Source organism: Jingyaoa shaoxingensis, from assembly GCF_014385005.1.
Classification (GTDB): domain Bacteria; phylum Bacillota; class Clostridia; order Lachnospirales; family Lachnospiraceae; genus Marvinbryantia; species Marvinbryantia shaoxingensis.
The window spans coordinates 271,832-298,271 of record NZ_JACRSZ010000003.1 but is presented as its reverse complement, the minus strand read 5'-3'; the positions used below and the strand labels follow the sequence as shown (position 1 = coordinate 298,271).

Annotated in this window: 25 protein-coding genes and 1 other annotated feature (1 of these 26 only partly in view); of the genes, 22 read left to right on the top strand and 3 right to left on the bottom strand. The window is 39.4% G+C overall.

Features of this window, described 5'->3' with window-relative positions:
- Positions 1-3 precede the first annotated feature (3 nt).
- The 18 genes from H8716_RS05285 to H8716_RS05205 all read left to right on the top strand — a co-directional run bounded on the left by H8716_RS05285 (position 4) and on the right by H8716_RS05205 (position 16,959).
- A complete protein-coding gene (locus tag H8716_RS05285) occupies positions 4-1,659 on the top strand; it encodes a type 2 periplasmic-binding domain-containing protein (RefSeq protein ID WP_408610882.1) in 1,656 nt (551 codons plus the stop codon).
- Positions 1,652-3,148, top strand: coding sequence for a glycoside hydrolase family 32 protein (locus tag H8716_RS05280; RefSeq protein WP_249307505.1), 1,497 nt, complete (start codon positions 1,652-1,654; stop codon positions 3,146-3,148). The genes H8716_RS05285 and H8716_RS05280 overlap by 8 nt, the downstream gene beginning before the upstream one ends.
- A gap of 82 nt (positions 3,149-3,230) precedes the next feature.
- Positions 3,231-4,202 (top strand): carbohydrate kinase family protein, encoded by a 972-nt coding sequence (locus H8716_RS05275; RefSeq protein WP_249307504.1) that lies wholly within the window; start codon positions 3,231-3,233, stop codon positions 4,200-4,202.
- Between the two features lie 287 nt (positions 4,203-4,489).
- A complete protein-coding gene (locus H8716_RS05270) occupies positions 4,490-5,077 on the top strand; it encodes a DUF1294 domain-containing protein (RefSeq protein WP_249307503.1) in 588 nt (195 codons plus the stop codon).
- 111 nt (positions 5,078-5,188) lie between these two features.
- A complete protein-coding gene (locus tag H8716_RS05265; protein ID WP_249307502.1) occupies positions 5,189-5,731 on the top strand; it encodes an LOG family protein in 543 nt (180 codons plus the stop codon).
- Positions 5,732-5,867: 136 nt separating this feature from the next.
- A complete protein-coding gene (locus tag H8716_RS05260; protein ID WP_249307501.1) occupies positions 5,868-6,482 on the top strand; it encodes a hypothetical protein in 615 nt (204 codons plus the stop codon).
- The gene (locus tag H8716_RS05255; RefSeq protein ID WP_249307499.1) at positions 6,482-6,721 is read left to right on the top strand and encodes a hypothetical protein; all 240 of its coding nucleotides are present in this window, start codon (positions 6,482-6,484) and stop codon (positions 6,719-6,721) included. The genes H8716_RS05260 and H8716_RS05255 overlap by 1 nt, the downstream gene beginning before the upstream one ends.
- An 8-nt stretch (positions 6,722-6,729) precedes the next feature.
- Complete coding sequence (locus H8716_RS05250) at positions 6,730-6,999, top strand: hypothetical protein (RefSeq protein WP_249307497.1); 270 nt, start codon at positions 6,730-6,732, stop codon at positions 6,997-6,999.
- A gap of 23 nt (positions 7,000-7,022) precedes the next feature.
- Complete coding sequence (locus H8716_RS17580; protein WP_283242970.1) at positions 7,023-7,925, top strand: McrC family protein; 903 nt, start codon at positions 7,023-7,025, stop codon at positions 7,923-7,925.
- Positions 7,925-8,308: a 5-methylcytosine restriction system specificity protein McrC gene (locus tag H8716_RS17575; RefSeq protein WP_283242969.1), complete on the top strand. Its 384-nt coding sequence runs from the start codon at positions 7,925-7,927 to the stop codon at positions 8,306-8,308. The genes H8716_RS17580 and H8716_RS17575 overlap by 1 nt, the downstream gene beginning before the upstream one ends.
- Before the next feature lie 316 nt (positions 8,309-8,624).
- The gene (locus H8716_RS05240; RefSeq protein WP_249307495.1) at positions 8,625-9,725 is read left to right on the top strand and encodes a hypothetical protein; all 1,101 of its coding nucleotides are present in this window, start codon (positions 8,625-8,627) and stop codon (positions 9,723-9,725) included.
- Positions 9,726-9,786: 61 nt separating this feature from the next.
- Positions 9,787-12,771, top strand: a complete 2,985-nt coding sequence (locus tag H8716_RS05235) for a DUF3427 domain-containing protein (protein WP_249307493.1) — start codon at positions 9,787-9,789, stop codon at positions 12,769-12,771.
- A 13-nt stretch (positions 12,772-12,784) separates the two neighbouring features.
- Positions 12,785-13,189 (top strand): (deoxy)nucleoside triphosphate pyrophosphohydrolase, encoded by a 405-nt coding sequence (locus tag H8716_RS05230; protein WP_249307491.1) that lies wholly within the window; start codon positions 12,785-12,787, stop codon positions 13,187-13,189.
- Between the two features lie 44 nt (positions 13,190-13,233).
- Positions 13,234-14,802, top strand: coding sequence for a caspase family protein (locus tag H8716_RS05225; protein WP_249307489.1), 1,569 nt, complete (start codon positions 13,234-13,236; stop codon positions 14,800-14,802).
- A gap of 210 nt (positions 14,803-15,012) precedes the next feature.
- The gene (locus tag H8716_RS05220) at positions 15,013-15,795 is read left to right on the top strand and encodes an Rpn family recombination-promoting nuclease/putative transposase (protein ID WP_249307487.1); all 783 of its coding nucleotides are present in this window, start codon (positions 15,013-15,015) and stop codon (positions 15,793-15,795) included.
- Between the two features lie 100 nt (positions 15,796-15,895).
- Complete coding sequence (locus H8716_RS05215; RefSeq protein WP_249307486.1) at positions 15,896-16,285, top strand: PH domain-containing protein; 390 nt, start codon at positions 15,896-15,898, stop codon at positions 16,283-16,285.
- A gap of 16 nt (positions 16,286-16,301) precedes the next feature.
- Entirely contained in the window at positions 16,302-16,574 is a 273-nt protein-coding gene (locus H8716_RS05210) for a hypothetical protein (protein WP_249307484.1), read from the top strand.
- A gap of 19 nt (positions 16,575-16,593) precedes the next feature.
- Positions 16,594-16,959 (top strand): VOC family protein, encoded by a 366-nt coding sequence (locus H8716_RS05205; protein ID WP_249307483.1) that lies wholly within the window; start codon positions 16,594-16,596, stop codon positions 16,957-16,959.
- Here the strand turns inward: H8716_RS05205 and H8716_RS05200 are convergent.
- Together H8716_RS05200 and H8716_RS05195 are read right to left on the bottom strand one after the other, a co-directional pair.
- Complete coding sequence (locus H8716_RS05200) at positions 16,949-18,307, bottom strand: MATE family efflux transporter (protein WP_249307481.1); 1,359 nt, start codon at positions 18,305-18,307, stop codon at positions 16,949-16,951. The genes H8716_RS05205 and H8716_RS05200 overlap by 11 nt on opposite strands.
- A 4-nt stretch (positions 18,308-18,311) precedes the next feature.
- The gene (locus H8716_RS05195; protein WP_249307480.1) at positions 18,312-19,634 is read right to left on the bottom strand and encodes a sodium-dependent transporter; all 1,323 of its coding nucleotides are present in this window, start codon (positions 19,632-19,634) and stop codon (positions 18,312-18,314) included.
- Between the two features lie 168 nt (positions 19,635-19,802).
- On the opposite strand from H8716_RS05195, the gene H8716_RS05190 reads away from it, so the two are divergent.
- Together H8716_RS05190 and H8716_RS05185 are read left to right on the top strand one after the other, a co-directional pair.
- Positions 19,803-20,231 (top strand): DUF1810 domain-containing protein, encoded by a 429-nt coding sequence (locus H8716_RS05190; protein ID WP_249307479.1) that lies wholly within the window; start codon positions 19,803-19,805, stop codon positions 20,229-20,231.
- Between the two features lie 25 nt (positions 20,232-20,256).
- Positions 20,257-20,886, top strand: a complete 630-nt coding sequence (locus H8716_RS05185) for an NAD(P)H-hydrate epimerase (protein WP_249307477.1) — start codon at positions 20,257-20,259, stop codon at positions 20,884-20,886.
- 94 nt (positions 20,887-20,980) lie between these two features.
- Here the strand turns inward: H8716_RS05185 and H8716_RS05180 are convergent, their stop codons facing one another.
- Complete coding sequence (locus tag H8716_RS05180) at positions 20,981-22,549, bottom strand: PucR family transcriptional regulator (RefSeq protein ID WP_249307476.1); 1,569 nt, start codon at positions 22,547-22,549, stop codon at positions 20,981-20,983.
- A 184-nt stretch (positions 22,550-22,733) separates the two neighbouring features.
- Between H8716_RS05180 and H8716_RS05175 the strand changes: the two genes are divergently transcribed.
- A complete protein-coding gene (locus tag H8716_RS05175; protein WP_249307474.1) occupies positions 22,734-25,544 on the top strand; it encodes an oxidoreductase in 2,811 nt (936 codons plus the stop codon).
- 56 nt (positions 25,545-25,600) lie between these two features.
- On the top strand, positions 25,601-26,356 hold the full coding sequence (locus H8716_RS05170) for an SDR family NAD(P)-dependent oxidoreductase (RefSeq protein ID WP_249307472.1): 756 nt from the start codon (positions 25,601-25,603) through the stop codon (positions 26,354-26,356).
- A 66-nt stretch (positions 26,357-26,422) separates the two neighbouring features.
- Positions 26,423-26,440, top strand: a binding site (T-box leader) (it continues 241 nt past the right edge of the window).

The window sequence follows — 26,440 nt, the reverse complement described above, 5'->3', positions numbered from 1 at the left end:
TTAATGTTTGCCGTGATGACCGGTGTAGCAGGTTGTGGCAGAGATGCAGCGTTACAGGCAGAGATTGATCCGGATACACCGATTTCCGAGGTGCAGTTTCCATTAAAAGAAAAGGCAGAATTATCCTTTATTACGAGTGCTCCGGCTACTTCAACACAGGAGCCGAATGAACGGATTATTTTCAAGAGACTTGAGGAGCAGACAAATGTGCATATTGACTGGACTTGTTTCGTGGCTGATCAGTTTTCCGATAAGAAAAATCTTGCATTAGCACAGTTTGGAAATCTTCCGGATGGGCTGTTTAATGCAGGAATGAGTGACTATGATCTTCTCCGTTACGCAAAACAGGGAATTATTATCCCACTTGAAAATCTGATTGATAAATATATGCCAAATCTGCAGACGGTATTTGAGAAATATCCGGAATACCGTACCATGTGTACGGCACCAGACGGACATATTTACTCATTTCCATGGATCGAGCAGCTGGGATCCGGAAAAGAAGCGATACAGGCTATTGGCGATATTGCATACATCAATAAGAAATGGTTGGATTACCTTGGACTCGAAATCCCTGCTACCACGGATGAGCTTGAGCAGGTGCTGATAGCATTTCGTGACCATGCGGACGAATTGCAACAGGAATTTGATATTGAAGGAAAAATCATTCCAATGTCCTTTATCATCAACAATGGAGATCAGGATCCTGCAATTCTTATGAATGGATTTGGTGAAGGATATGGGGACACAGGTGATCACTTCGCAGTAACGGATGATGGAGAAGTGATTTATACGATGGTTCAGGAAGGATACAAAGAAGGAATCGAGTGGCTGCATAAGCTGGTGACAGAGGATCTTGTTGATCCGGAGGCATTTACACAGGAGTGGTCAACTTATGTTGCAAAAGGAAAAAATCATCGCTATGGTTTATGTTTTACATGGGATATTGCAAATATAGATAATAATGTGGATTATGTGATGCTTCCGGCACTTACAGGACCGACTGGTGTAAGAAATATTACAAGACAGAATAACAGTGAGACGAGTGGTTTTGACCGCGGCAGATGTGTACTGACAACCAGCTGCAGAAATACAGCACTTGCAGCTGCATGGATTGATCAGATGTATGCACCGCTGCAGTCTCCACAGAATAACTGGGGCAGCTACGGAGAGGAAGATTCTTTCAATATTTTTGAGATGTCAGTGAATAAGGACGGCGGTCAAATGTTAAAACATATGGATCTTGGAGAACAGTCGCCGGTAGAAGTACGTGAGGCACAGTCAGTCAATGGACCGCTCGCCATACTGAATGAGTATTATGGTGTGTATGTAACACAGCCGGAGGATGCAAAATGGCGTCTTGATCATATGCATGAAACATACTTGAAAGACATGAACAGTAAATATGTATATCCGAATGTATTTATGAGTATAGACGATACGAACAAAGTGTCACAGTACGATACAGATATTAAGAAATATGGGGAACAAAAGAAGGCCGACTGGATCTTAAACGGTGGAATTGAAGAAGAATGGGATTCTTATTTAGATAAAATGGAGAAATATGGTTTAGCGGATTATCTGGCAATCAAACAAAAATATTTTGACCAGTATCAGGCGTCATTAGCAGAAGAGAAAGAGGAGAAAATGAATGAGTAATCTATTAGAAAAAGCAAGAAGTTACGAGACCGAAAAATTAATTCATATGGATTTGGATAAAAAACCATTATTTCACATTTCTGCACCGACAGGTTGGATCAACGATCCAAATGGTTTCTCAGTATATGATGGAAAAGTGCATTTGTTCTATCAGTATTATCCATACGACAAAGTATGGGGACCAATGCACTGGGGACATAGTGTGACCACAGATATGATCTGTTGGGAGCAGCTTCCTGTGGCACTTGCACCAGATCAGGAATATGACAAGATCGGATGCTTTTCTGGAAGTGCAATCGAAGCAGAAGGAAAGCATGTGCTTGTTTATACCGGTGTCACAAAGATCAAATTGGACGATGGAAGTGAGCAGGAGCGGCAGAATCAATGCATTGCATTCGGAGACGGAAAAGATTATGTAAAATACGAGAACAATCCGGTTGTAACTGGAGAAATGCTTCCAGAAGGATGTAGTCGAATTGATTTCCGTGATCCAAAGATTTGGAAGGAAGATGATACGTACTATTTGATCGTTGGTAATAAAAATGACCGTCAGATAGGTCAGGTTGTACTTTGTTCCAGCAAAGATTTAAAAGATTGGAAATTTGAGACGGTTCTTGCAGCAAACGAAACTGGAAAAATTGGTACGATGTGGGAGTGTCCGGATTTCTTCAGACTGGGAGATAAGCATGTACTGATTTGTTCACCACAGGATATGAAGGCGCAGAAATATGAATTTCATAACGGACATAACAGTGTCTATTTCCTTGGTGATTATGATTCTGAAACACATAAATTTGAGAAAGAAGCGCCACATGCACTGGACTATGGACTGGATTTTTATGCACCACAGACAACCGAACTTGCGGATGGCAGACGTATAATGATCGCATGGATGAAGTCCTGGGACGCATGTGTGATTCCAAATTCACAGGATTGGCAGGGAATGATGACTCTTCCGCGTGAACTGAGTTTAGAGGATGGAAAGATCCGACAAATGCCGGTACGAGAGATCGAAAAGTATCGTAAGAATCCGTGTAAATATGAGAAAGCAGAGATTGATAAAGAAACAACACTTTCAGGCATCGAAGGCAGGACGATTGATTTGACGGTTGAATTGAAAGATAACGATTTTATGATTTTTTCCATGAAATTGGCTTCGAATAAGGAATATGAAACAAAATTTACTTATCATAAGACTGACAGGATGCTGGAGATTGACCGTACATACTGTGGTGTAACAAAAGACATTGTGTGCGTGCGAAAAATCAAGATTGCAGATCCGGCAGGACTTAAGAAGATGCGATTTATTTTAGATCGTCAGTCAATCGAGCTTTTTATCAACGATGGTCAGCAAGTGGCAACCACTGCCATCTGTACACCATTAGAAGCACAGGAAATTCATTTTTTCAGCGACAGTAAAATCCAGGTTAATGTTGAAAAATATGATATCAGATGTGAGATGGCTCATACAACTATATGTAGCAAGTAATAATGATTATCAGTTGTTGGATTTCATTCCGGTAAAGAAATAATATATATGATCATAAACGCAACAGGCAGGAGGAACGAGAATGGATGTAGTAGCTCTGGGAGAACTACTGATTGATTTTACAGAATACGGAGTCAGTAATCAGGAAAATCCGCTATTTGAAGCAAATCCAGGAGGTGCACCATGTAATGTTCTTGCGATGCTGACAAGACTTGGGCATAAGACAGCTTTTATCGGGAAAGTGGGAAAGGATTTCTTTGGAAAGCAGCTGGAGGATGCAATCACAGAAGTGGGAATCGATGCAACCGGGCTTCAGAAAGACGAAGAAGTACATACGACACTTGCGATGGTTCATACTTCTTTAGATGGAGACAGAGATTTCTCTTTTTATCGTAATCCGGGGGCAGATATGATGTTGACAGAGGAAGAAGTTCCAGAAGCATTGATTCGTGAAGCACGTATTTTTCATTTTGGAACATTGTCTATGACACATGAAGGCGTGCGTAAGGCAACAAAAAAAGCAATCCGAATAGCAAAAGAAGCAGGCAAGTTGATTTCTTTTGATCCCAATCTGCGGGAACCTCTTTGGAATTCTCTGGAGGATGCGAAGGAACAGGTAATGTACGGGTTGGAGCAGTGCGACATCCTGAAGATCTCAGATAACGAGATACAGTGGCTTACAGGAAAAAATGATTTTACAGAAGGGGTTCATTGGATTAATGAGAGATATCGCATTCCATTAGTTCTTGTGTCAATGGGAAAAGATGGAAGCAGGGCTTATTATAAGGATAAGTTTGTGGAAGTGAAGCCATTTATTCAAGAGAACACAATCGAGACAACCGGTGCAGGAGATACTTTCTGTGCATGCATCTTGCATTATATTTTAGGACATGGATTGATGCAGCTTGAAGAAAATAACCTTAAAGAGATGCTGATCTATGCGAATGCGGCTGCGTCCATCATCACGACAAGAAAAGGTGCGTTGCGTGTAATGCCACAACCGATGGAAATTGAGGCATTACTTGCAAAAAAAGAGGTTTATCAGTTCGGCTAATTTTAATTTTACATGTTTAGATAAGAGACATAAAGCCGGAAGAGATAAACTGGAGATTGTATCGAAAAAAGGACACAATAACAGAAAGAAAAATTTTATGTAACAAACGTAGCTGTCTGTGATATCATACCGACTTTTAGAGTTGAACAGTAAAATATGGTGCTAAGCCAAGGGTTAAAACCTATGGCTTAGCTTTTTTTCGTAAATTCAGTATGGAGCGTTTACATTTGACGATATATAGCAGGAATGGTAAACTAAAACAAATACGTATTAGATGAAGGTAGAAAATGAACTCAGAAACATTCGTATATTATTTGATTATTGTTAATGTATTGGGCTTTCTGGTATATTTTTTGAATTATATGCTGCGAACTCATACGAAAGGAAAACAGATCAATGCTCTGATCTATCTGATTTCGTTGGCAGGCGGGGCAGCAGGAATGCTGGCAGCGATCCTGTTATTTGATCGGAAAGCTGTAAAGGAAAACATGATGTACAGAGTCTGGATTATCTGTATGCTGGTGATACAGGTAATATTGCTTTTATTGTTTAAGGGACAGAAAGCAGAGAACTGGAATCTGGATGTGAATGCCTTCCTGACCGCACATAAAATACTGACAATTTATCTGGGAGTCATCAATATCGTTACATTTCTATTTTTTGCTATTGACAAGTACCGGGCTGTTAAGAATAAATCCAGAATCCGGATTGTAACTTTACTTGGAATGGCATTTGCCGGTGGATCAGTAGGAGCATTACTTGGAATCTATCTACTGCGACATAAGACAAAGAAGAATTACTTCACGGTGGGAGTGCCACTGATGATGGTCATGCAGGTGCTGGCATTATTTTATGCTATGAATGCAGGATGGTGAATAATGGACTTTAAGTGACTGCTTTTGAAGAGGTGGTTGTGAAAGAAATATGAATGAAAATGTACAGAGGAATGGGGGATTTGCAATCAGCCATTCCGGGAGGAGAATAGCATGAATATCACAGTATATCTTGGAGCATTGGAAGGAAAGGATCATACACTGACAGAAGCAGTCAGAGAACTGGGTACATGGATCGGAGAAAACGGCCATGCACTGGTATATGGCGGCTCGAAATCAGGCTTAATGGGAAAATTAGCAGAGAGCGTATTAGAGGCTGGCGGTGAAGTCACAGGCGTAGAACCGCAGTTTTTCGTTGATGCAGGATTCCAGTACGATGCAATTACAAGGCTGATCGTAACCAAAGACATGACAGAACGCAAAACAAAAATGATTGAACTGGGAGATGCATTCATCGCATTTCCAGGCGGAACAGGCACACTGGAAGAAATCACAGAGGTCATGTCAAAGTTGTCATTGAAACATCTGGATGCGCCGTGTATCTTGTACAATCTCAATGGATATTATGACAGCCTGAAAGAACTGCTGGTACATATGATCAAGATGGGGCTGTCAACGGAAGAAAAACAAGAGGGGATATATTTCGCGGAGAACCTGGGGGAGATCAAAAGAATTATAGAAACAGAAAACGGTTAATAGCGTGATGGACCGGAGCAGGAATGTTCCGGTTCATTTTATATAATTTTGATGTAAATTTTGCACAAATATGGTAGAATAAAATTGACTTTTTATATAATTTTGTATTAATTTTTGAAAAATGGGGAGTTTTGAAATGCCTGAAACAAAGAAATATCCTGTGAATACGGCAGTATGGATTACAACTGCATTGCTTGCAGCGGAAGTATATGATAACAATACGACCTGTGATAAGAGCGATATGTATTTCAAACAAAACATAATAATCAAACAAGCGCAGGAGCTTGCAGAAGGAAGTGTGTCAAATGCCCGTTGCTCGCAATGGTGCTGTGCAGATCATGAGGATTCCTATAATAATTATCTCAGAGGTGATTTTGAAGAAAATCATTCATTTCGAAGATTGAGTCTGATAAATGAATTCCAAGATAAAACATATCCTGAAAATTTGAACATGACGGATGAGCTTATGATGAATGGAAGAAGAATAACAATGGAAGAGTTGTTCTATTTTATCAGAGAGCAGTACCCGGCTATTATAAAAAAAGAAACGAATACGAATGAGAGCGTTGCTATTCATGGGACAAAGGAAGAAGGGAAATTCCCAACAATGAAAGAAATAAAAAAAGAATTTGATAAAATCTTATCTTATATGGGCCACCCGGAACAGGAAAAACATATCATTCTGCTACCTATGCAGTGGCAATCTGTGATGGAAAATCAGTGGAAGAACTCACAGACTATGATGCAGTAATGAAAAGATATAATGAGCTAAAAGAAGAGGGCAGAATTGCATTTACCACATTTCATCAATCTTATGGATATGAAGAATTTATAGAAGGACTTAAGTCTGTAGTAGATGAGGAAGCATCCGATATTTCCTATACGATAGAATCTGGTGTATTTAAAAGATTTTGTGATGTGGCGGCAATGCCGGAGAATATAGAAATTGACCATAACGCACAAGTGGACATGCTTTTTTCACTGGCTTGAAAGACGATGTGTCACTGAAAAAGTTTCAGTCTATATTTGAAAAGTCTGTCATTCCATTATTGCAGGAATACTTTTATGAAGACTATCAGAAAATACAGCTTGTCTTGGGAGATAATGCAAAAAGCAGCGATGATCTGAAATTCATATTGGATGAAAAAGTTGTTGTAAAAAATATTTTCAAAGGTAGTGTAGAGGATGTGGTGGATCTCCCAGAAAAGCGATACGTCATCAATAAAAATGCTTTCAGAAATATCAATAGCTATAAAGAAATTTTGTAAAGTATGGTACGGGCATGGGTAAAATGTTTGAAGTAAAAGAATATGATTCGATCATATGCAACGTAGACTATAGAGAAAATGAAAAATACAAGTATTTAGATCAGAAAGAATTTCATGATCTGGTAACGTTTATTCATGAATTTGCAGGAGATACAGAACATGCAGATGCACTGGATTTTATGAAAATAAGTTATCGGCGTAATGTGGGTGAGGTAATTTCTATAAAAAATTATGTTGGACTGATTCAGATGAAAAATGGCTTTCAGATTCAGATACTTCCCAAGATATCGTTTGGAGCGGAAGACGCAGGAAATGTAAAGACAAAGAAAGTGTTCTTGAAAATGCTTCGCAGTATGAAAAATTTTCTGGGAAAAGTATTTAACGATGCTTCTTTGAAAGTCGATCAGATGAATCTGTATGAGTTGTTCATTAATATGTATTTGCAGGAGGTTCGATATTTGGTAAAGCATGGTCTAAAGTCAAATTACATAGAAAGAAAAGAAAACTTGCATTACTACAAAGGGAAACTTCTCATCAATCAACAAGTAAGAAATAATCCGGCTCATAAGGAACGTTTTTATGTATCGTATGAAGAATTTCATCCGAATAGCACAGAGAACAGACTGGTAAAAACAACACTGATAAAACTGCAAAAACTCACAGCCAGTGCAGAAAATGCAAAAGAGATCAGACAACTGCTTACATCATTTGAATTGGTAGAGCCATCGGTAAATTATGCAAAAGACTTTTCCAAAATTGCGATCAACAGAAATAATAAAGAATATGAAATGCTGTTGCAATGGGCGAAAGTATTTCTAATGAATAAGAGCTTTACAACTTTTTCAGGAACTACGACAGCAAGAGCACTGCTTTTCCCAATGGAATTCGTATATGAGAGCTATGTGGCACAACAAGTGAAAAAATAATGGAGCCAGAGGGCTTGGAGGTATCCACGCAGGACAAAGGACATTATCTCTTTATAGAACCAAGAAAACAATTTGCGTTAAGACCAGATATAGTGATGAAAAGAGAAAATCGTATAGTCATCATGGATACAAAATGGAAAAGGCTGATGGATAATGAAAGAGTCAATTATGGCATTTTACAGGCTGACATGTATCAGATGTATGCGTATTCAAAGAAATATCATACATCGGAGATATGGCTGCTGTATCCGGTAAATGACGAAATGAGAGGGCATGAACCGATACAGTTTGACAGTGGAGATGGGACAAGCGTGAGTGTGTGGTTTGTGGATGTGGAACGGATAGAAGAAAACATACAGGAATTAAAAGAAAAATTGGAATGATTTTTTGGAAAGGAACTATATAGGTATGATAATATCAAGTAAAGACTTGTGGGAGATAGTGTGTTCTTGCATATTTTTTATTATTTTGACATCAATACATAGATTATTGACTCCACAAATGTATATGTCTGTATTGATTAGCAGATATAATAGAGATTCACGTAAAACCTTGTTAAGTACGTCTGTACGGATTATATATATTAGTTTTGTATCAATAGTATTATGGCATATAGTTGGATTTAAAGAACAGAATATTTATATAGGCTTATTTTTATCATACTTTCTGATTTTTTGGCCAGTAATAGTACAATATCATTTGTTATTATTCTGGAAAAATAAGGAAAGGATAAGAATCTTAATAGGATGCATTTTATACACTGGATTTTCAATTTTATTTTCAGTAATTGCGATACAATGCATAGGCCCAATGTTGTTTGAACAAAAAGTATATGAAGTATTAAATAATCCGGTTTATGGTATCATATTAACATTTTTGGGATATTTGATGCCGATAGGAATTGAGGATATCCTTTCAAGAAGTGCTATAGTGATAGAAGAAAATGTAAATAGTTTTAATGAAAAACTACTGGTTTTGAACAGGCAATTAGAGATGGACTCCGGAATAATAAAATATTACAAATATGAAATACAAAAAGCTAGTAGAGAAAATAATATTTCAGAGGAATTATTATCCACAGTAATTCAGTTAGAAATGATGAACAGGGGCGCATGGGTTATAAGAAAAGCAGAAAAATTAGTATGTAAATTTTTGCCAAGATATGCTGCTAAAAAAGATTATTCAGTTGGACTAGCGCAGATAAAAATTTCTACTGCTCAAAAAATTTTGAAAGAGTCACCGGATGCATTTTTAATGAAAATGTTTAACAATGCGTTCAATATAGAGTTATGTGCAAAAATCCTAAAAAAATTAAGTGATGAATACTGGAAATTTGAGAGTGATTATAAATATGTAAGAGATTGGACAGGTGATGAATACCAGTATATTGCATATAGGTATTTAACAGATTGTACAGAATATATGAATGAAACCGTATTACTATACGGGGTAATGCTTCGAAGTAAAGTAGAAAAGAAATACGATATCGAAAATATAAAAAAAGAGTTGTTTTTAATAGACTGTATGTCTGATATAAATCTTAATGAGAATATGATAATACAAGTGTTCTTTGATGTAGAAAAGGTAAAGAATCGTTGTTGTTTAAATAATATTTTGGAAAAACAGATGTTTAATAGCCGTATTGAAGGATATGGTATTACAGAGTTTGGATTAATGCTTTATTTTAAAGAAGGAATAGAAGCAATAAAAATGACTCAATGTTTAGCTGAAATAAATATTTTTCTGAGACGAACTTATGAAATAGATGATATTAGATATTTACCTGTTAATAATACTTGAACGGACTTTCGATAATGAAATAAGATAATCTAAACACATACAGAAAACGGAGTAAGAACAGATGAGTAAATTAGATGAAGTGCGCTTAGGATTTGAAACAGCATATATAGACGGATCGGTTGTTTCAAGTAACGTATATCGGCCGCAGTTTGTATCGAACAATCATAAAGAGGGAAAGAAAGTGCTCTCATCCATAGAGGATGAGCTTTTGGCATGTGACCGGTTTCAGATCAGTGTGGCGTTTATTACCATGAGTGGGATTACTCCGCTTCTTCAGACATTAAAAGAGTTGGAAAAGAAGCAAATCCAAGGTGAGATTTTGACGACCAATTATCTGAATTTCAGTGAGCCAAGAGCACTGGAAAAGTTAAATGGATTGTCTAATATTACGCTGAAAATGTATGATGTGGAAGCTGCTGATGAGGGATTTCACACAAAAGGATATATTTTTAAGAAGAACGAGATCTATCGGATCATTATTGGAAGTTCCAATATTACAAGTGCCGCACTTACCAGCAATCGGGAATGGAATACCAGACTGATTTCCACGGAACAGGGGGAAATGGCAAAAGGAATTCTTTCTGAGTTTCAGGAGTTATGGAATTCGAAGTATGCATTATCCTTTGACGAGTTTTATGAAAATTATAAAGAACGTTACAAAATCATTCAGCATCAGCGGGAAATCGCAAAACAGGAAGAGATTACTTCCATCGAAAAGTATAAGCTTCAGCCAAACAGTATGCAGGTTGGATTTATTACAAATCTGAAGAAAATACTGGCAGCAGGAGAAGACAGAGCATTGTTGATCTCTGCGACAGGAACAGGAAAAACTTATGCCTCTGCATTTGCAATGCGTGAGCTGGGATTTAAAAAAGTCCTCTTTTTAGTTCACAGAGGACAGCTGGCAAGGCAGACGAAAAAATCTTATGAAAAAGTTTTTGCAAAATCTGTTTCCATGGGATTGGTAGGTGCCGGTTATCACGAATATGATGCAGATTACGTATTTGCAACAGTTCAGACATTAAATCGTGATGAGCATCTACTTCAATATGCGAAAAATGCCTTTGATTGTATTATTTTAGATGAAGCGCATCATGTGCCTGCTGGTACTTATCAGAAAGTGATGAAGCATTTTACACCAAAGCTCTGGCTGGGAATGACCGCTACACCAGACAAAAGAGATGACAACGTGGAAGGCAGAAATGTCTATGAACTTTTCAATTATCAGATTGCATATGAGATTCGTCTGCAACAGGCCATGGAAGAAAATCTCCTTTGTCCATTCCATTATTTTGGCATAACAGATTTAGCGCTTATTGGAGATGATGCAGATGCGGGACTGGACTTTTCCATGCTCACCAGTGAAGAACGAGTAAAACATATCATCGAGCAGGCAGACTATTATGGATATAGTGGAGAAAAAGTAAAAGGGCTAATCTTTTGTCGAAGTATCAAAGAAACAGAAGAATTGTCAGCTAAATTTAATCAGATGGTGAACCCTGCAACGGGACACCTTTTCCGGACGATTGCGTTAAATGGAAGTGCTTCAGAACAGGAACGACAAATAGCTTTTGAACGGTTGGCTATGAATGAGGAAGAAGCGACGGAAACCAATCAGCCATTGGATTATATTTTCTCAGTGGAGATATTGAATGAAGGCGTGGACATTGTTGAGGTAAATCAGGTCATTATGCTCAGACCAACCCAGTCACCGATTATATTCATTCAACAGCTTGGTCGTGGCCTGCGAAAAGCGAATGGAAAAGAATATGTAGTCATTCTGGATTTTATCGGAAATTATCATAATAATTTTATAATTCCGATTGCATTATCGGGAGATCGTACTTATAACAAAGACAATATTCGCAGATACATCATGGAGGGTGGAAGAGTTATACCTGGTGCTTCGACCGTACATTTTGATGAGATCAGCAGAAAGCGGATCTTTGCTTCCGTAGATAATGCAAATTTCAGTGATATCCGGCTGATTAAAGAGAACTATACAAATCTGAAAAATAAGCTGGGAAGAATCCCCAAACTTCAGGATTTTGATGAGCATGGGGAAATGGATGTTATCCGTATTTTTGATAATAACAGTCTTGGTTCCTATTATAAATTTCTGGTGAAATATGAAAAAGAGTATAAAGTGCGTTTGTCTTCGGATGAAGAGAAAGTAATTGAATTTGTATCCAAGAAATTAGCCAATGGAAAAAGAATACAGGAATTGCAGTTATTAAAACGAATACTTTCTTATGCGCATGGACTGTCAAGGATTGGGCTGTTTACCGGGCTTTCTGAGGATATGAAAGCATATGGAAAAGAAATCAGTGCAGATCAGCAAAAGAACATTGTAAATGTTATGACTAATGAATTTCCGGCTGGTTCTGGTAAAAAGACTTATGCACAATGTGTTTTTATTGAAAAAGAAGGCACCGACTATAAGCCAACCAGAACCATAACAGAGATGTTGGCGAACGATGATTTTTATTATATGTTGAAGGAATTGGTAGATTTCGGTATAAGCCGTTATGAGAGAGATTACAGGCAGAGCTATGAGCAGACAGATCTGGTTCTGTATCAGAAATATACATATGAAGATGTCTGTCGTCTGCTGAACTGGGAACAAAATGAAGTACCATTAAATATCGGTGGTTATAAGTTTGATAAAAAGACAAAAACATTTCCGGTATTTATTAATTATGACAAGGCAGAAGACATCAGTGATAGCACAAAATATGAAGATCATTTTGTGCCTGGATTCCGTGACCGCCTGATTGCAATTTCCAAATCAGGGCGAAGCCTGCAGTCAGAGGATGTACAGAATTTCCTGAAAGCAAAAGAACGGGGAATACAGGTAGAGTTGTTTGTTCGTAAAAATAAAGACGATAAGATCTCGAAAGAATTTTATTATCTGGGACACATGACAGCAAGTGGAAAAACAAAGGTATTTACAATGGCAAATACAGAAAAAACAGCAGTAGAGATTGAATGGATTCTGGATGTACCGGTAAGAGAAGACATCTATGAATACATTGTAAATGCATAGACAGGAGAAAAACATGAAGATAATAAAGGTAGTAGCAGCAGTGATAACATCAACAGGAAAAAGTGGAGAGCCAATCATCTTCGCAACACAGCGGGGTTATGGGGAATTCAAAGGCGGCTGGGAATTCCCAGGCGGAAAAATCGAAAAAGGAGAAACGCCACAGGAAGCACTAAAACGAGAGATCATGGAAGAACTGGATACCGAAATAACAGTCGGAGAACTGATTAAAACCATCGAATACGATTACCCGGCCTTTCATCTATCCATGGACTGCTTTTGGTGCGAGATCATAAAAGGAGATTTGGTACTGAAAGAACATGAGGCAGCTAAATGGTTAGATAAGGAAACATTGAATAGCGTAGAATGGCTGCCGGCAGATGTAGAGTTGATTGGTAAGATATATGAAAAATTATCTTAGACTTAGGAATAAAAACAAAAAACGATAGATTCAGGGAGATTAAAATGGTTAAATTATTTGCATGTGGGGTAAATGAATATAGAAATGCACCTAAATTAGATTTTTGCGTAAATGATTCAAAAGTATTTTGTGATACATTTCAACAAAATATTGTTATAAATAAAGAGGATATTACTATTGTAACAGATGATGGTATTATTGATAATACAGAATACTGTAAGAAATTGAAAGAATTTTGTGACCATTCTGAAGAAGAAGATATTTTGGTAGTTTTTCATTCAGGGCATGGTGGTGTGGATGAAAATAATGATAGCTTTTTGTTAATGACTAATAGTTTGAACGAATATACATATGTATATACAGACCAGATTATTAATTTTTTAAATTATTCTAAAGCTAAATCTAAAGTTGTTATTTTGGATTGTTGTCATTCAGATGTAGGAGATAAATTCGTTCCTCCAATAGATGAAGAGGAAGCTGTAGAAAGTTTTTATGGAAAAGGTATTACTATATTTTGCGCATGTAAAAAACAGGAAAGGGCAACGACAGAAGATGGAAATATAAGTGTTTTTACAAAGTTCTTATGTGAAGCACTGAAAAGTCAATATTTAATTAAAGACAATGTACTGTATTTTAATGATTTACAAAATTTGGTTTCGATTTATGCACAAAATTACAACCGAAAGCACTCGGGAGAGGAACAAACACCAGTTATGCGAACAAGTATGATTGGAACGTTAACTTTGCCAACACGGATTCATAAAGAGAAGAGAAAAAAACAAAAATATTCTATCGAAACATCGGAATTAGATATATTAGATATAGAAGATGATTGTAAAGTAGGAAAAAATGGACAGTATAGAAAATACTATAGTGTAAGAGTTGTGATGAAAAAGAATATCACAGAAGAAACGATTGCAGAAGAAATTTTAAAAGTGGTAGAGTTGCTTAAAGAGAATAATTTACCATTGATTTCATATAAACAAGCAATTTTTCAGAATCATCCCATTGAAATTGTATACATATTGTTTTATGGAGATGATATAGATTATATAGCAAATATATATAAATATTTGGCAGTATGGACATTATATGATGATTATAATTGGCACAAGAAAAATGTGATGAAAAGCGATAAAGAAGGATATTATTCATGGTGTTATAATTCATCTTACGAATATTTGAAGAAAATGAGACTCGAATATACGTTTACAGATGATGAGTTGATTTCTTTTTGGAAAGACAAAATATCAATAGTTGTCAGAAAAACTAGCCAGTTTGATACAAAATATCATTCCTATAAAGCTGGAGATATGAACATAGAGGAATTTTGCAATTGTTCTAAAAAAATTTATAATGATTTGCAAGCAATTTACAATAAATGTGATGATGCATGTTTTCCTATTCCATATAGTAAATATGAGGATTTTCATGATAAAAGTTATACGTTAGTTGCCGATGCCAGAAGTATTGTTTTTATATCTGCTGTTTATAAAAAGGAAACTAAAAATGAAAAACATTTGAAAGATAGTATAGAATTGGAGTTGAAAAATTATTATAAAACCTTAAAAGAGTGGAAAGATATTTTGCAAATTCAAGATGGAGGTGTTTAACATAATAAGCACTGGTGCCAGGCAATGGGAACAAAAAGATGAAACATAAAATCAAAAGTTGATTAATGTTGTGTGACTGATCAATAGATTTTTTAATGTGAAGAGAATGTTGAATTGTATAAGAATCAATTGTCATTTCATTTGTTGCATGTTAAAGTGAATATGTAAATATCTTTTGATCTGTGGATTTGTTTTCTTATGGGAGGACATATGGAAAAGGAGCCACAGGACAAAAGAGAAAGTAATACAGACTACCACTCGGAAGTACATGCACGTGATGTCAATAATCGGGAGGTTTTCAAGAATAACCGTTTAGCCAGTCAATTCTTGAAAAATTATACTAGTATATCGTTATTTTCAGATATCGAAGCCGAAGATCTGGAGGATGTGACGAAAAAGTATCAGGCATTTCTGGGAGTGGAATTTGAATCTGATACCATCAAAAAGGTATATGTTTATTCAAAAAATAGAAAGCGGAAAAGTGAAATATATGTGATATCATTGGTAGAACATAAAAGTTCCGTTGATTATGATGTTGCCATGCAGTTGCTGCGTTATATGAGTGTGATTTGGCATGATTATAAGGTTACACAGGAGAAAGAACAAAATGGATGCAGTAGCAGGAAGAATTTCAGGAATATGCCGGAAGATCTGGTGAATTCTATCTATGGGAATGCACCAAAAGAGATCAAAGATATCTTTGTAAAGATCATCTGGTCATTACTAATGAAACTAAATGTACCAAACGAAGAAGCAGAAGAGATTGTAGAACAGATGCGGGGAGGTCAGGCTATGGGATTTTTGTTCGAGAACATGGATAAGATGGACATACAGGCTGAGAGACGGAATACGCAGAGAGAAAAAGAACGTGCAGATAAAGCTGAAGCGGAAAAACAGCAGACGGTAGAGAAAAATTTAGCACTGGAGAAAGAAAATCAACAATTGCGAGCTGAGATCGAAAAGCTGAAATTGGAACAGAGTAACCGTAAATAAAGCAAATTGGAAACAAATCAGCAGGAAAAAGGTATTTAAAAAAGGGCTTTCGGATAAAGTACAATCTGGGAGCTCTTTTGAAAAACAAAGGAGGAGAAGCATGGATACAGTAAACAGTGGTATTAAACAGGATTCAAATTTTTTGAATCTTAAGGAGATTCCTCAGAATAAGGTCAGATCGGAGATAAACATGCTGTTAGTTCCGGGAGAAACGATTGTTCAGTGTTTTCAAACAGTGAGAGACCAGGTGATTTTTACAAGTAAGAGAGTAATTGTGGTGAATGTACAGGGACTTACAGGAAAGAAGGTATCTTATTTTTCTTATCCGTATTCCAATGTGTTGTATTTCGGTATTGAAACAGCGGGAGTATTGGATATCGACAGTGAGCTGATTATGACATTTGCAAATGGAATCGTTTTACAGTTCGATTTTAAGTCCAGAGTAGAGATAAAAACGATTTGTGCAAATATCCAGCAGTATATTTTGTAGAAAGGTGGCATGTAAAATGATGTACCCATTTTTAACATTAAATGATGATACGGAAATTACGCATTCTGAAATGAAAATAGATGGAAAAGTAAAAGTATATATTGAAACTCCGGATGATCTTGGAGGGTTTCATAATGCCACATGTTGGTTGCCAGACTATAAGTGGGAAGACATTGAAGGATATTCGGAAACAGAAATAAATTATTTCAAACAGTTGATCAGAAATAATGCGCATCTTATTATAGAATTTTCTAAAGAAGGAGGAATACTGAATGCCGCATTTTGCTGAGGAATATAAGTGAAATAAAATGAAACTAAAAAATATTTTAATTGTAGTAAAGGACATTGAAAAATCCAAGCAGTTTTATCATGACTTATTTGGTCTGGATATGATCCTGGACAATGGTGGTAACATGATTCTCACAGAAGGTCTTGTCCTTCAGGATGAGAAGATCTGGAGAGAGTTTGTGAAGAAAGATGTTATTCCGGGGAGTAATTCCTGTGAATTGTATTTTGAAGAAGAGCACATAGAGGAGTTCGCAGACAAGCTGGATAGGCTGTACCCGGATACGAAGTATGTCAACCGATTGATCACTCATAGCTGGGCAAAAGTGGTGCGTTTTTATGATTTAGACGGGAATCTGATTGAGGTGGGAACGCCGTTTAGATCGTAAGACGTTCCCGCTCTTTCAGAATCTTTGGGAAGAAATGGAAGAAGAGACAACTGGTCATGGTGGCGGATACCACATCGGCTATTGGTTCGGAAAAGAATGTTGCATCTGCTGTGAGCAGTGCAGGCAGCAGAATCAGTCCGGTGAGGAAGACACATTTCCGAAAAGCAGAGCAGAAGAGTGCCAGTTTCACTTTTCCGAGTGCAGTGGTCTCATCTACCAGCGGATATTGTACCGCCAGCGGGATAATCATAAAAGTGAACCGTTTAATATAAGTGACAGAACGGCTTAAGATCTCAGGGTCTTCTGTGAAAAGCTGTACATAGACTGGAGATACGGTCCAGGTCACGATGGTCATGAGAATACAGAAGGATACACATAGTCCGGTGATGCACAGAATCGCTTTTTTGATTCGCTCAGCATCACCTTTTCCATAGTTAAAGCTGACCACCGGCTGGCTGCCGAGGGTGATGCCACCCATAGGCATGGTAATGAGCAGGAGATAACTCTGCACAATGGTTGCGCAGGTGACCAATGTATCGCCTTCTCCTGGCCCACCATAACGTTGCAGCACTGTATTCAGGACAATAAGCAGAATACTGTCGCTGGCGAGAATGAGGAACGGAGAAAAACCAAAAGTCACGATCCGTTTCATAACGCGTAAATGAAAATCGCCCCATCCAAGACGTACAGGCATTCGTTTGCTGAACAGACAGCCCAAGACAAACAGGCAGGAGACGATCTGGGAGATAACCGTGGCAATGGCTGCACCCGCAACACCCATGTGGAAGACAAAGATAAAGAGCGGATCCAAAAGGATATTCAGGACTGCCCCGATCACTACTGTTGCCATACCAAGACCGGAAAATCCCTGGGCAATCAGAAAACTATTCATACCACCGGAGATTAATGCAAAGAAAGTTCCGGCAGTATAAATCGTGACATAAGTATTGGCATAGGAAAAAGTTGCATCACTGGCACCGAACCACATGAGCAGCTTATTTTTGCTGAGCAGAAAGATACTGGTCAGTACTACTGACAGAACAAGCAGCATCAGAAATCCATTATTTAATACCTGGCGGGCTTCTTTTTCATTGCCGCTTCCCATTTTCATAGCCATAATAGGCGCCCCGCCCTGACCGACCATGGAACCAAAGGAAGAAAGCAGAGTGACAATCGGTGCGCAGATACCGACGCCTGCCAGTGCCAGATCGCCTACACCAGTACCGATATACATACGGTCTACAATGGAATATAATACATTAACCAGCTGGGCCAGCATTGTTGGGATGGCCAGCCTTACTACCAGACGGGGAATCTCATCCCGTCCAAGATCATTTGTGTGACTCATAAGATTATCCAATTCCTCCAAGTAAAATTCCCAGTATCAGTACCAGCACACATACCAGGCAGTAAATATATTTGCAGACAGGAAAAAAGAGCATGGTAAAAGGTTTCTTTCTTCCTTTATTTACCTGCGTTTCCACATAAGCTTTGCCACAGATCCAGAAGAACATGATTCCGGCAAGTCCTGCGCCAAGCGGGCAAATATAAATGGAGAGCACATCCATCCAGTCGGAGACGATTCCCTGAATGCAGATAGAAACAACCAGTGAGATAGCTGCGATCACGCCACAGGAAGCTTTTCTTCCCAGATGCAGTTTCTCCTGAATGGTTGCGATAGGGGCTTCGTAAAGATTGATCAGCGAAGACAGCCCTGCGGAAAAAACTGCAACAAAGAATATAATGGCAATGAGATAGCCGCCCGGCATGGATTTAAAAAGGGCAGGCAGGTAAATGAACATTAAGCCGGGTCCGCCCTGATTCAATTGAGCTCCTGTAGTTGCCATAGCCGGGATGATGACCAGTGCGGCGAGCAGTGCGGCAAGCGTATCAAAGAGTGCAACCCGTCCTGCGGCTGCCGGAATATCCTCTTCATCAGAAAGATAGGAACCGTAGATCAGGGTGCCGTTTCCGGCAACAGACAAGGAGAAAAATGCCTGCCCCAGTGCAAAGATCCAGGTCTTCGGACTGGCAAGCACTGCCGGATCAATTCGAAAAATATAACGATAGCCGTCCATAGCGCCTGGCTGAATTGCTACATAAATGCCAAGAATGGCAAACAGGATAAAGAAGATCGGCATCATGATCCGGTTTGCTTTTTCGACCCCCTGTCCGATGCCAAACATAAGGATGATCATACCGATGATAAGTGCGGCAATCTGCCATCCGTTATTTCCAAAGGATGCAGCCATCTGTCCGAATTCTGCACCAAATCCGTCTGCATCTGCAGGAGCAAGTGTCGCTCCGGTAAAGGCACCGATCATATATTTTAGAATCCATCCCATGACAACGGTGTAGCCGATGGCCATGGCCAGTGCACCGAGTACTGGAATGTAACCCAGTAGTTCGCCCGCTTTCCGGTGACCTTTTGTCTCGCCGGCATAGCCAAATGCATCCACAGGACCGGAGCGGGCAGCACGCCCAAAGCTCATTTCTCCAATGACACCGGTGAAGCTGATCAGCGCCACAAAAAGAAAGTACGGAAGCAGATAGGATCCACCTCCATACATGGAGACTCTGGTAGGGAACATCCAGATATTTCCCATACCCACAGCAGAACCGATACAGGCCAAGATAAATCCCCATTTATTGTTAAAAGAATCTCTTTTTTTCATTCGTTTGCAATCCCTCACATTCATATAATTCAACATCTCTATGATACATGATCAGAGATGGAAAGTAAACGGAAAAAGAAGAAACAGAAATGCTTGTGATCTCATTTGCTGCATGGTAAAGTGAATATATAAAATTTTACTTTTTGAAAACAGAAAGAAGGAAAACAGATGAGCGCGCATTCTTTGAAACGGTTTCACGATGCACAGAAGGACAAATATGCAGGGTATGAAGTGGCTTTGCAGGAGATGAAGTCTGGATGCAAAGTCAGCCATTGGATATGGTATATATTTCCACAGTTGAAGGGGCTTGGAATGAGTGATATGGCTGACTATTATGGAATAGATGGATTACAGGAAGCACAGGAATATATGGCTGATCCGGTATTGAGAAAGAGACTGATTGAGATCTCAACAGTCTTGTTAAACATAGTGGGAAAAAGTGCAATGGAGATACTTGGATACATTGATGCCATAAAGCTACGGTCAAGCATGACACTATTTGCAGAAGCGGCACCGGAAGAGCCGATTTTTGATGAAGTATTAAAGAAATACTATCATGGAGAAAAAGATGAAAAGACGTTGGATCTATTGCGATAATCTATTCACAAGGGAGGTACAGACAGTGAGAGTTGTTACAACAGCGGAGATGAAACAGATCGAGAAGAGAGCAGATGAAACGGGTGTATCTTATCAGCAGATGATGGAAAATGCAGGAACAGCCGCATATAAAGTAATACGAGAAAAATATCCGAATCTGGAAAAGATGGTTGTGATAGCGGGGAAAGGAAATAATGGCGGTGATGGATTTGTAGTAGCAAGACTTGCGGCTATGGATAGTATGCAAGTGCAGGTTATTCTCATAGAAGGAGCACCAGTAACAGAGGATGCTGCTGCGAATTTTGAAAAACTGAAATGTCTTCCAGTAAAGATCACAGATATGGACAAGGCATGGAATACCACAGAATCAGATGTAATCGTAGATGCGCTATATGGGACCGGATTTCATGGAGAACTCCGCCCTGCCGGAAAGCTGGCTTGTCAGTATATGAATAATCAGGCTGGAAAGGTGGCCGCTTTGGATATTCCAAGCGGGATGAATTCTGATACAGGGAAAGCAGCAGAAGGAGTAACGAAGGCAGATATCACAGTAGTATTTGATTCATATAAATATGCCCATGCGGAGAATAGAGATGATATATGCGGTGAGATCGTATTGGAGAATATTGGAATTCCAGAAGAGTGTCATGCATGACAGAAAAAATTGCTTCAATAGGTACAGATAGAAGAAAGTGAAAAACAATTTTTCCCCTCCCGTTTCACATTGTGGTTCGGGAGGGGGATTATGTTTACATATGCCATTTATTATTAATCTTCAGATACTCTATGATTTTGTAGGAAAGACGGAGCAAGAATTCTGTATTCGGATCGTTGAAATCTGCCTTTCCAACTTCAGCAATTTTTTCCATCCGGTAAGCAAGAGAATTCCGATGGATACATAAAATATTAGCAGTTTCTTTATTGTTATGGAAGCTCTGGAGATATACTTCCAGTGTATGAAAGAGTTCATTTCCGGTTTTCTGATCATATTCTTTCAGTCGGTACAGAGCAGGGTGAATGAAACTCGCAAGAGCATCCGGTTCTGGAACCAGATCCATTAATTCATAAAATTCAATCTCAGAGTAACGGTGAGTACGGTGTTCGGAAGGATATCGTCGATCCCAAATGATTTGTTTTTTCAGAAAATCCGGAATTCTGCGATTCCATTCCAGCACATTTCTGGCTTGTTGATAGGCTGTATAAAATTCATCCATTTTAGAAAATACCAGAGAGATTCCGGCATCCAGGTGGAGTTCTGCCATAGTTTTCAGCATTCTTTTCTGGGTATTTTCATAGACCACAGAACTTTGATCCGGAACAAGAAGTGCTATGGCATTATCATGAATCGTCATATAGGCTTCCGGAAAAATATGTAAAATGGCAGGGCAGATCTGTTCTTTCAGTTCAATTTCTTTTAAATCAGATTCCGGCTGGATGCACAGAGCGTACATCGCATCTGATGTATGAAGATGCGAGATAGAATCAGACAGAAGCTCTGCAGGTGTGCCAATGAGCAGTGCCTCCAGAAGCTGCTGGTCTGCACTGGAGTATTGGAGCAATTCTGGATGGTACCGTCCAATGACATAACTAATGGCCTTGCTGATATCACTCATGGCGGCCAGATGACCGGAGGTAAACGATGTATTCCCTTCAATCATAAGCACAAATCCAACTTGAACTCCGTTGAGAAAGACCTTGGAACTGCATTTTCGATAAGGAGATTCTGGACAGGAAACTTCAATGGGTTCGATGGTAGTAGCAGCACTCTGAATGGATTCCAGTGACATGACGGTTTTGATAAATTCGTAAGTACAGTATCCGCGTTCTACATTTTCCTTCCACCATGGATCGATAACTGGAATAGAGGTGGAGTAAGACAGTATGCGGAATTTTTTATCACAGAAAATCAGAGAATTTCCCATTTTGATGGATGCAAAGTTCACGACTTCATCCAGACTGTGGGTCAGGTGTCCTCTGCGTACCAGTTCCTCATACAGACTTAGATGCTCCTGATGCTGGATATACTGCTTGGCAGCATTAAAAACAGCAAATAACTCCTGAGCCGGCACCGTAGCACGGTCAGTACAGGAATATGGAAAAAGAGCCATTTTATCATCTGCCAGAATACACTGTGCAGGCTGTGTATCCGAAGATAAAGCGTTGGAATATCCAAAGTAAACAATATCTGTGGCATAACTCATCTGTGTGCCATCTAATAACTCCACGTCTCGAATTTCATGCAAATCTGTAGAACAGTTCAATGTAACAGCAAAAGATTTTTCCTCTTTGAGATAATGATAAAGGTTCGAAAACAGCATAATCCCCACCTCATTTTGTTGTTTTTGTGAAAAATAGATAAGACTTTCGCGTGTAAAAATCATTATAGTGCATTTTGCACAATTACTCAATGCCTTTTTGGTATCCAGAACGTTGTTTTTTTAACAAAGGAAATGTTATCTTTAATTCACAGTAAGAACGGATTGGATTAAAGGAGGAATGTTCATGTATTCAAAAATTTTCGAACAGGGAAAGATAGGGAATGTTACATTTAAGAATCGGCTTGTAATGTCTCCGATGGGAACAAGCCTTGCAGAGATGGATGGAAGTCCTTCAGAAGATATGATTGCATTTTATGAAGCACGTGCAATTGGCGGCGCGGGATTGATTATTCCGGAAATCACAAGAGTAAATGATGTACACGGTGTCGGTATGATGCGGCAGTTATCTGTTTCAAAAGACAGACATATAGAAGGACTTGCAAAGCTTGCAGCCTCAGTTCATAAACATGGAACAAAGATTTTTATCCAGTTACATCATCCTGGACGCGAGACAGTAACAGCACTTACCGGCGGTCCTGTGGTATCTGCTTCTGCAATTCCATGCAAATATCTTCAGCAGGAAACCAGAGCTCTTTCCACAGAAGAAGTAAAAGCATTGATTCAGCAGTTCATTGACGGCGGAGTCAGGGTAAAAAAGGCAGGATGTGACGGCGTAGAACTTCATGCAGCCCATGGATATCTGCTGCAGCAGTTCCTTTCACCTTACACCAATAAACGGGAAGATGAATACGGCGGATCCTTTGAAAACAGGCTGCGTATGATCACAGAAATCATTCAGGGACTTCGTGCGCAGTGTGGCCCGGATTTTCCGATCGGTGTTCGCCTGAGTGTGGAAGAATTCCTGGATAAAACCGGTGTAACAGAAGACTATATCCACATTCAGGATGGTGTGAAAATCGCTATGGCACTGGAAAAATGTGGCATCGATTTTATTGATGTTTCGGTTGGATTATATGAGACCGGAAATGTATGTGTGGAACCAATTTCATTCCCACAGGGTTGGAGAAAAGATTTGATCAAAGCCGTAAAAGATCATGTTTCGATTCCGGTAATCGGTGTTTCCTGTATCCGTGAACCGCAGACAGCCGAGGCATTTCTTGAAAATGGAATCGTTGATTTTGTATCTATGGGCAGAAGCTGGCTGGCAGATGAACAGTGGGGACGCAAAGTTCTCGAAGGAAGAGAAAAGGAACTCTGCAAATGCATCAACTGCCTGCGCTGTTTTGAGAGCTTAAATGCATGGATGGGCGCTGGTATTCCGGCTGAGTGCGCACTGAACCCGCGTGCCTGTCGGGAACGCTACTATGGAGATCTGGAATATGATTTACAGGGACATAAGGCAGTGGTTGTAGGCAGTGGTCCAAGTGGTATGATTGCAGCCAAAACACTTGCCGAACGGGGCGTAAAAGTAACACTGATAGACCGTCAGAGTGAACTGGGCGGAACAGTAAATCTTGCGAAAAAACCACCTCTGAAGGAGCGGATGGAATGGATTGCAGACTATTATAAAGTAGAATTTGAAAAGCTGGGAGTAGAAGTAAAGCTTGGTATGGAGGCAACAGCAGAAAATATTGCTGAGATGAATCCGGATGCAGTACTGGTAGCAACAGGGTCTAAGTCCATTATTCCAAGATCTATCCCTGGCATTGATGGAAAGAATGTCTATACGATTGAAGAAGTGCTTACAGGAAAAGCAGGACTGAAAGATAAGAAAATACTGATTGTCGGTGCAGGTGTGACAGGACTGGAAACCGCAGAATATCTTTGCCACGAAGGCAATACGGTAGTGCTTGCTGATATGCTGGAAAAGGTTGCACCGAATGCAAATCACACGAATGTGGCAGATGTATGCGGACGGTTGAAGAAGTATGGTGCGCAGTTCATGATGGCACATGCCCTGAAAGAGATTCGGGAAACAGGAGTTGTTCTTGAGAGATTAAGTGATAAAGAAGCTGTTACCGTAGACGCTGATGCAGTAGTTCTTTCTCTTGGATTCCGCCCGGATAATGGTCTTGTAGAAGAATTAAAAGCAAAAGGCATTCCGGCGCAGGCTATTGGAAATGCCATCAAAGATGGAACAATTGCACCGGCAGCCAGAAGTGGATATGAAGCGGCAAGAGCATTATTTAAAGTACAGACAAAGACACCAAGTTTTCTTTTGACGCAGGAAGATATGCCGAATTTCGGTAAGATTTCACTTATGAAAAATCAGGAAGGCATTTATCTTGCATACCTGACAGATCCGGCAGCAATTGCAAAGGTTCTTCCGGCACCTTTAAAACCATTTTCCGTACCGGTAGTTACCGTATCTGTGTGTCATGTAAAAGAACCGACCTTTGCAGATGATTATTATGAGGCAATTCTTGGAGTTTACTGTACCTATGGAACGCAGCTTGGATTATATCCGATTGGTCTTGTACTTGGAGGACCTGGAGCTGAGATGGCGGTTCAGTGTGGCCGTGATAACGGATCCATTCCGAAAAAACTGGGTTCAGAATTTGTGATTCGCCGGAATGGAGACCATGTAACTGCACAGGTTTGCAGACGTGGTACGGAACTGGTAAATATGGAACTGAAGATTGGCGAATATAACAATGCCATGACAGGTATGCTGTATCAGTTCCCGGAAGCAGGTAAGAAGACATATGGCGGTGGATTCTATTTCCATCTGGACCGTGAGCCGGATAAGGAAGGAAAATCACATTTCCAGAATGGAGCACTCCTTCAGAATCTCTGCGAATACAATTACCATTCATGGGAGCCTGGATTTGCAAAAATTGAATTGAGATCATCCATTGACGATCCGTGGGGAGAACTTCCGGTCAGAACAGTGATAGGCGGAGCATACTCCTGCAATGACTTAATGGTTCACAAACTGAATCTGTGTGAAGAGATAGATGCGGAAACTCTGGCGCCATATCTTCTCACTGCACGTTATGACCGTACCGCATTTATGGAAACAGGAAGAAAGTAAACAACTTTACAAAATAGTAACATACACAAATTTTATAATCAGGAGGATACAGAACTATGAAGTTAGAAAATAAAGTAGCAATTATAACTGGATCTACAAGAGGAATCGGAAGAGCAACTGCAGAACTTTTTGCAAAAGAAGGCGCAAAAGTAGTGGTAGTCGGAACGAAGGAAGAACTTGGAGCAGAAGTAGTAAAAGAGATCAAAGCAGATGGTGGAGAGGCCATTTTCTGTAAAACCGATGTGACATCAGAAGAAAGTCTGGAACATCTGGTAAAAATAACACTGGATACCTATGGAAGAATTGATATCCTTGTAAATAATGCAGGTATCGGTGGAACAACTGCTAATATGAACCAGATTACCATGGATGAGTGGAACAGTGTACTTGCTACGAATCTTACGGCACCATTTGTTCTCTGCAAAAAGGTAATCCCAATTATGGAAGAACAGGGTGCAGGAACGATTGTCAATGTAGCTTCCATGGCGTCCACAGCAGCAGGACGCGGCGGCCTTGCCTATACCTCAGCAAAGCATGGTCTTCTTGGTCTGACTCGTCAGATGTCACTGGATCATGGACGGACAGGAGTACGAATTAATGCAGTGCTCCCAGGCCCGATTGCAACAGAAATGATTGCACGTGTACTGGCAATTCCACAGCATCCGGTAACTATGAAAATGGGAATGAGTCCGGCAAAGCGTCCTGGAGAACCGATTGAAGTGGCACAGGCAATCGCATTCCTGGCATCTGATGAAGCAAGCTTTATTCATGGCGCAGCGCTGGCGGTAGATGGCGGATATACAATCTTCTAATATAAGCAAAATTAGCGCTTGACATTTCCTCTGCGCAGTGCTAGACTACAAACAACAAATCACAAAACCAAACCGATGAGAAAG

Bases quoted from the DNA above. Each gene is read 5' to 3' on its own strand.
- H8716_RS05285 (WP_408610882.1), top strand. From the start codon at position 4: ATGTTTGCCGTGATGACCGGTGTAGCAGGTTGTGGCAGAGATGCAGCG.
- H8716_RS05280 (WP_249307505.1), top strand. From the start codon at position 1,652: ATGAGTAATCTATTAGAAAAAGCAAGAAGTTACGAGACCGAAAAATTA.
- H8716_RS05275 (WP_249307504.1), top strand. From the start codon at position 3,231: ATGGATGTAGTAGCTCTGGGAGAACTACTGATTGATTTTACAGAATAC.
- H8716_RS05270 (WP_249307503.1), top strand. From the start codon at position 4,490: ATGAACTCAGAAACATTCGTATATTATTTGATTATTGTTAATGTATTG.
- H8716_RS05265 (WP_249307502.1), top strand. From the start codon at position 5,189: ATGAATATCACAGTATATCTTGGAGCATTGGAAGGAAAGGATCATACA.
- H8716_RS05260 (WP_249307501.1), top strand. From the start codon at position 5,868: ATGCCTGAAACAAAGAAATATCCTGTGAATACGGCAGTATGGATTACA.
- H8716_RS05255 (WP_249307499.1), top strand. From the start codon at position 6,482: ATGAAAAGATATAATGAGCTAAAAGAAGAGGGCAGAATTGCATTTACC.
- H8716_RS17580 (WP_283242970.1), top strand. From the start codon at position 7,023: ATGTTTGAAGTAAAAGAATATGATTCGATCATATGCAACGTAGACTAT.
- H8716_RS17575 (WP_283242969.1), top strand. From the start codon at position 7,925: ATGGAGCCAGAGGGCTTGGAGGTATCCACGCAGGACAAAGGACATTAT.
- H8716_RS05235 (WP_249307493.1), top strand. From the start codon at position 9,787: ATGAGTAAATTAGATGAAGTGCGCTTAGGATTTGAAACAGCATATATA.
- H8716_RS05230 (WP_249307491.1), top strand. From the start codon at position 12,785: ATGAAGATAATAAAGGTAGTAGCAGCAGTGATAACATCAACAGGAAAA.
- H8716_RS05225 (WP_249307489.1), top strand. From the start codon at position 13,234: ATGGTTAAATTATTTGCATGTGGGGTAAATGAATATAGAAATGCACCT.
- H8716_RS05220 (WP_249307487.1), top strand. From the start codon at position 15,013: ATGGAAAAGGAGCCACAGGACAAAAGAGAAAGTAATACAGACTACCAC.
- H8716_RS05215 (WP_249307486.1), top strand. From the start codon at position 15,896: ATGGATACAGTAAACAGTGGTATTAAACAGGATTCAAATTTTTTGAAT.
- H8716_RS05210 (WP_249307484.1), top strand. From the start codon at position 16,302: ATGATGTACCCATTTTTAACATTAAATGATGATACGGAAATTACGCAT.
- H8716_RS05205 (WP_249307483.1), top strand. From the start codon at position 16,594: ATGAAACTAAAAAATATTTTAATTGTAGTAAAGGACATTGAAAAATCC.
- H8716_RS05200 (WP_249307481.1), bottom strand. From the start codon at position 18,307: ATGAGTCACACAAATGATCTTGGACGGGATGAGATTCCCCGTCTGGTA.
- H8716_RS05195 (WP_249307480.1), bottom strand. From the start codon at position 19,634: ATGAAAAAAAGAGATTCTTTTAACAATAAATGGGGATTTATCTTGGCC.
- H8716_RS05190 (WP_249307479.1), top strand. From the start codon at position 19,803: ATGAGCGCGCATTCTTTGAAACGGTTTCACGATGCACAGAAGGACAAA.
- H8716_RS05180 (WP_249307476.1), bottom strand. From the start codon at position 22,549: ATGCTGTTTTCGAACCTTTATCATTATCTCAAAGAGGAAAAATCTTTT.
- H8716_RS05175 (WP_249307474.1), top strand. From the start codon at position 22,734: ATGTATTCAAAAATTTTCGAACAGGGAAAGATAGGGAATGTTACATTT.
- H8716_RS05170 (WP_249307472.1), top strand. From the start codon at position 25,601: ATGAAGTTAGAAAATAAAGTAGCAATTATAACTGGATCTACAAGAGGA.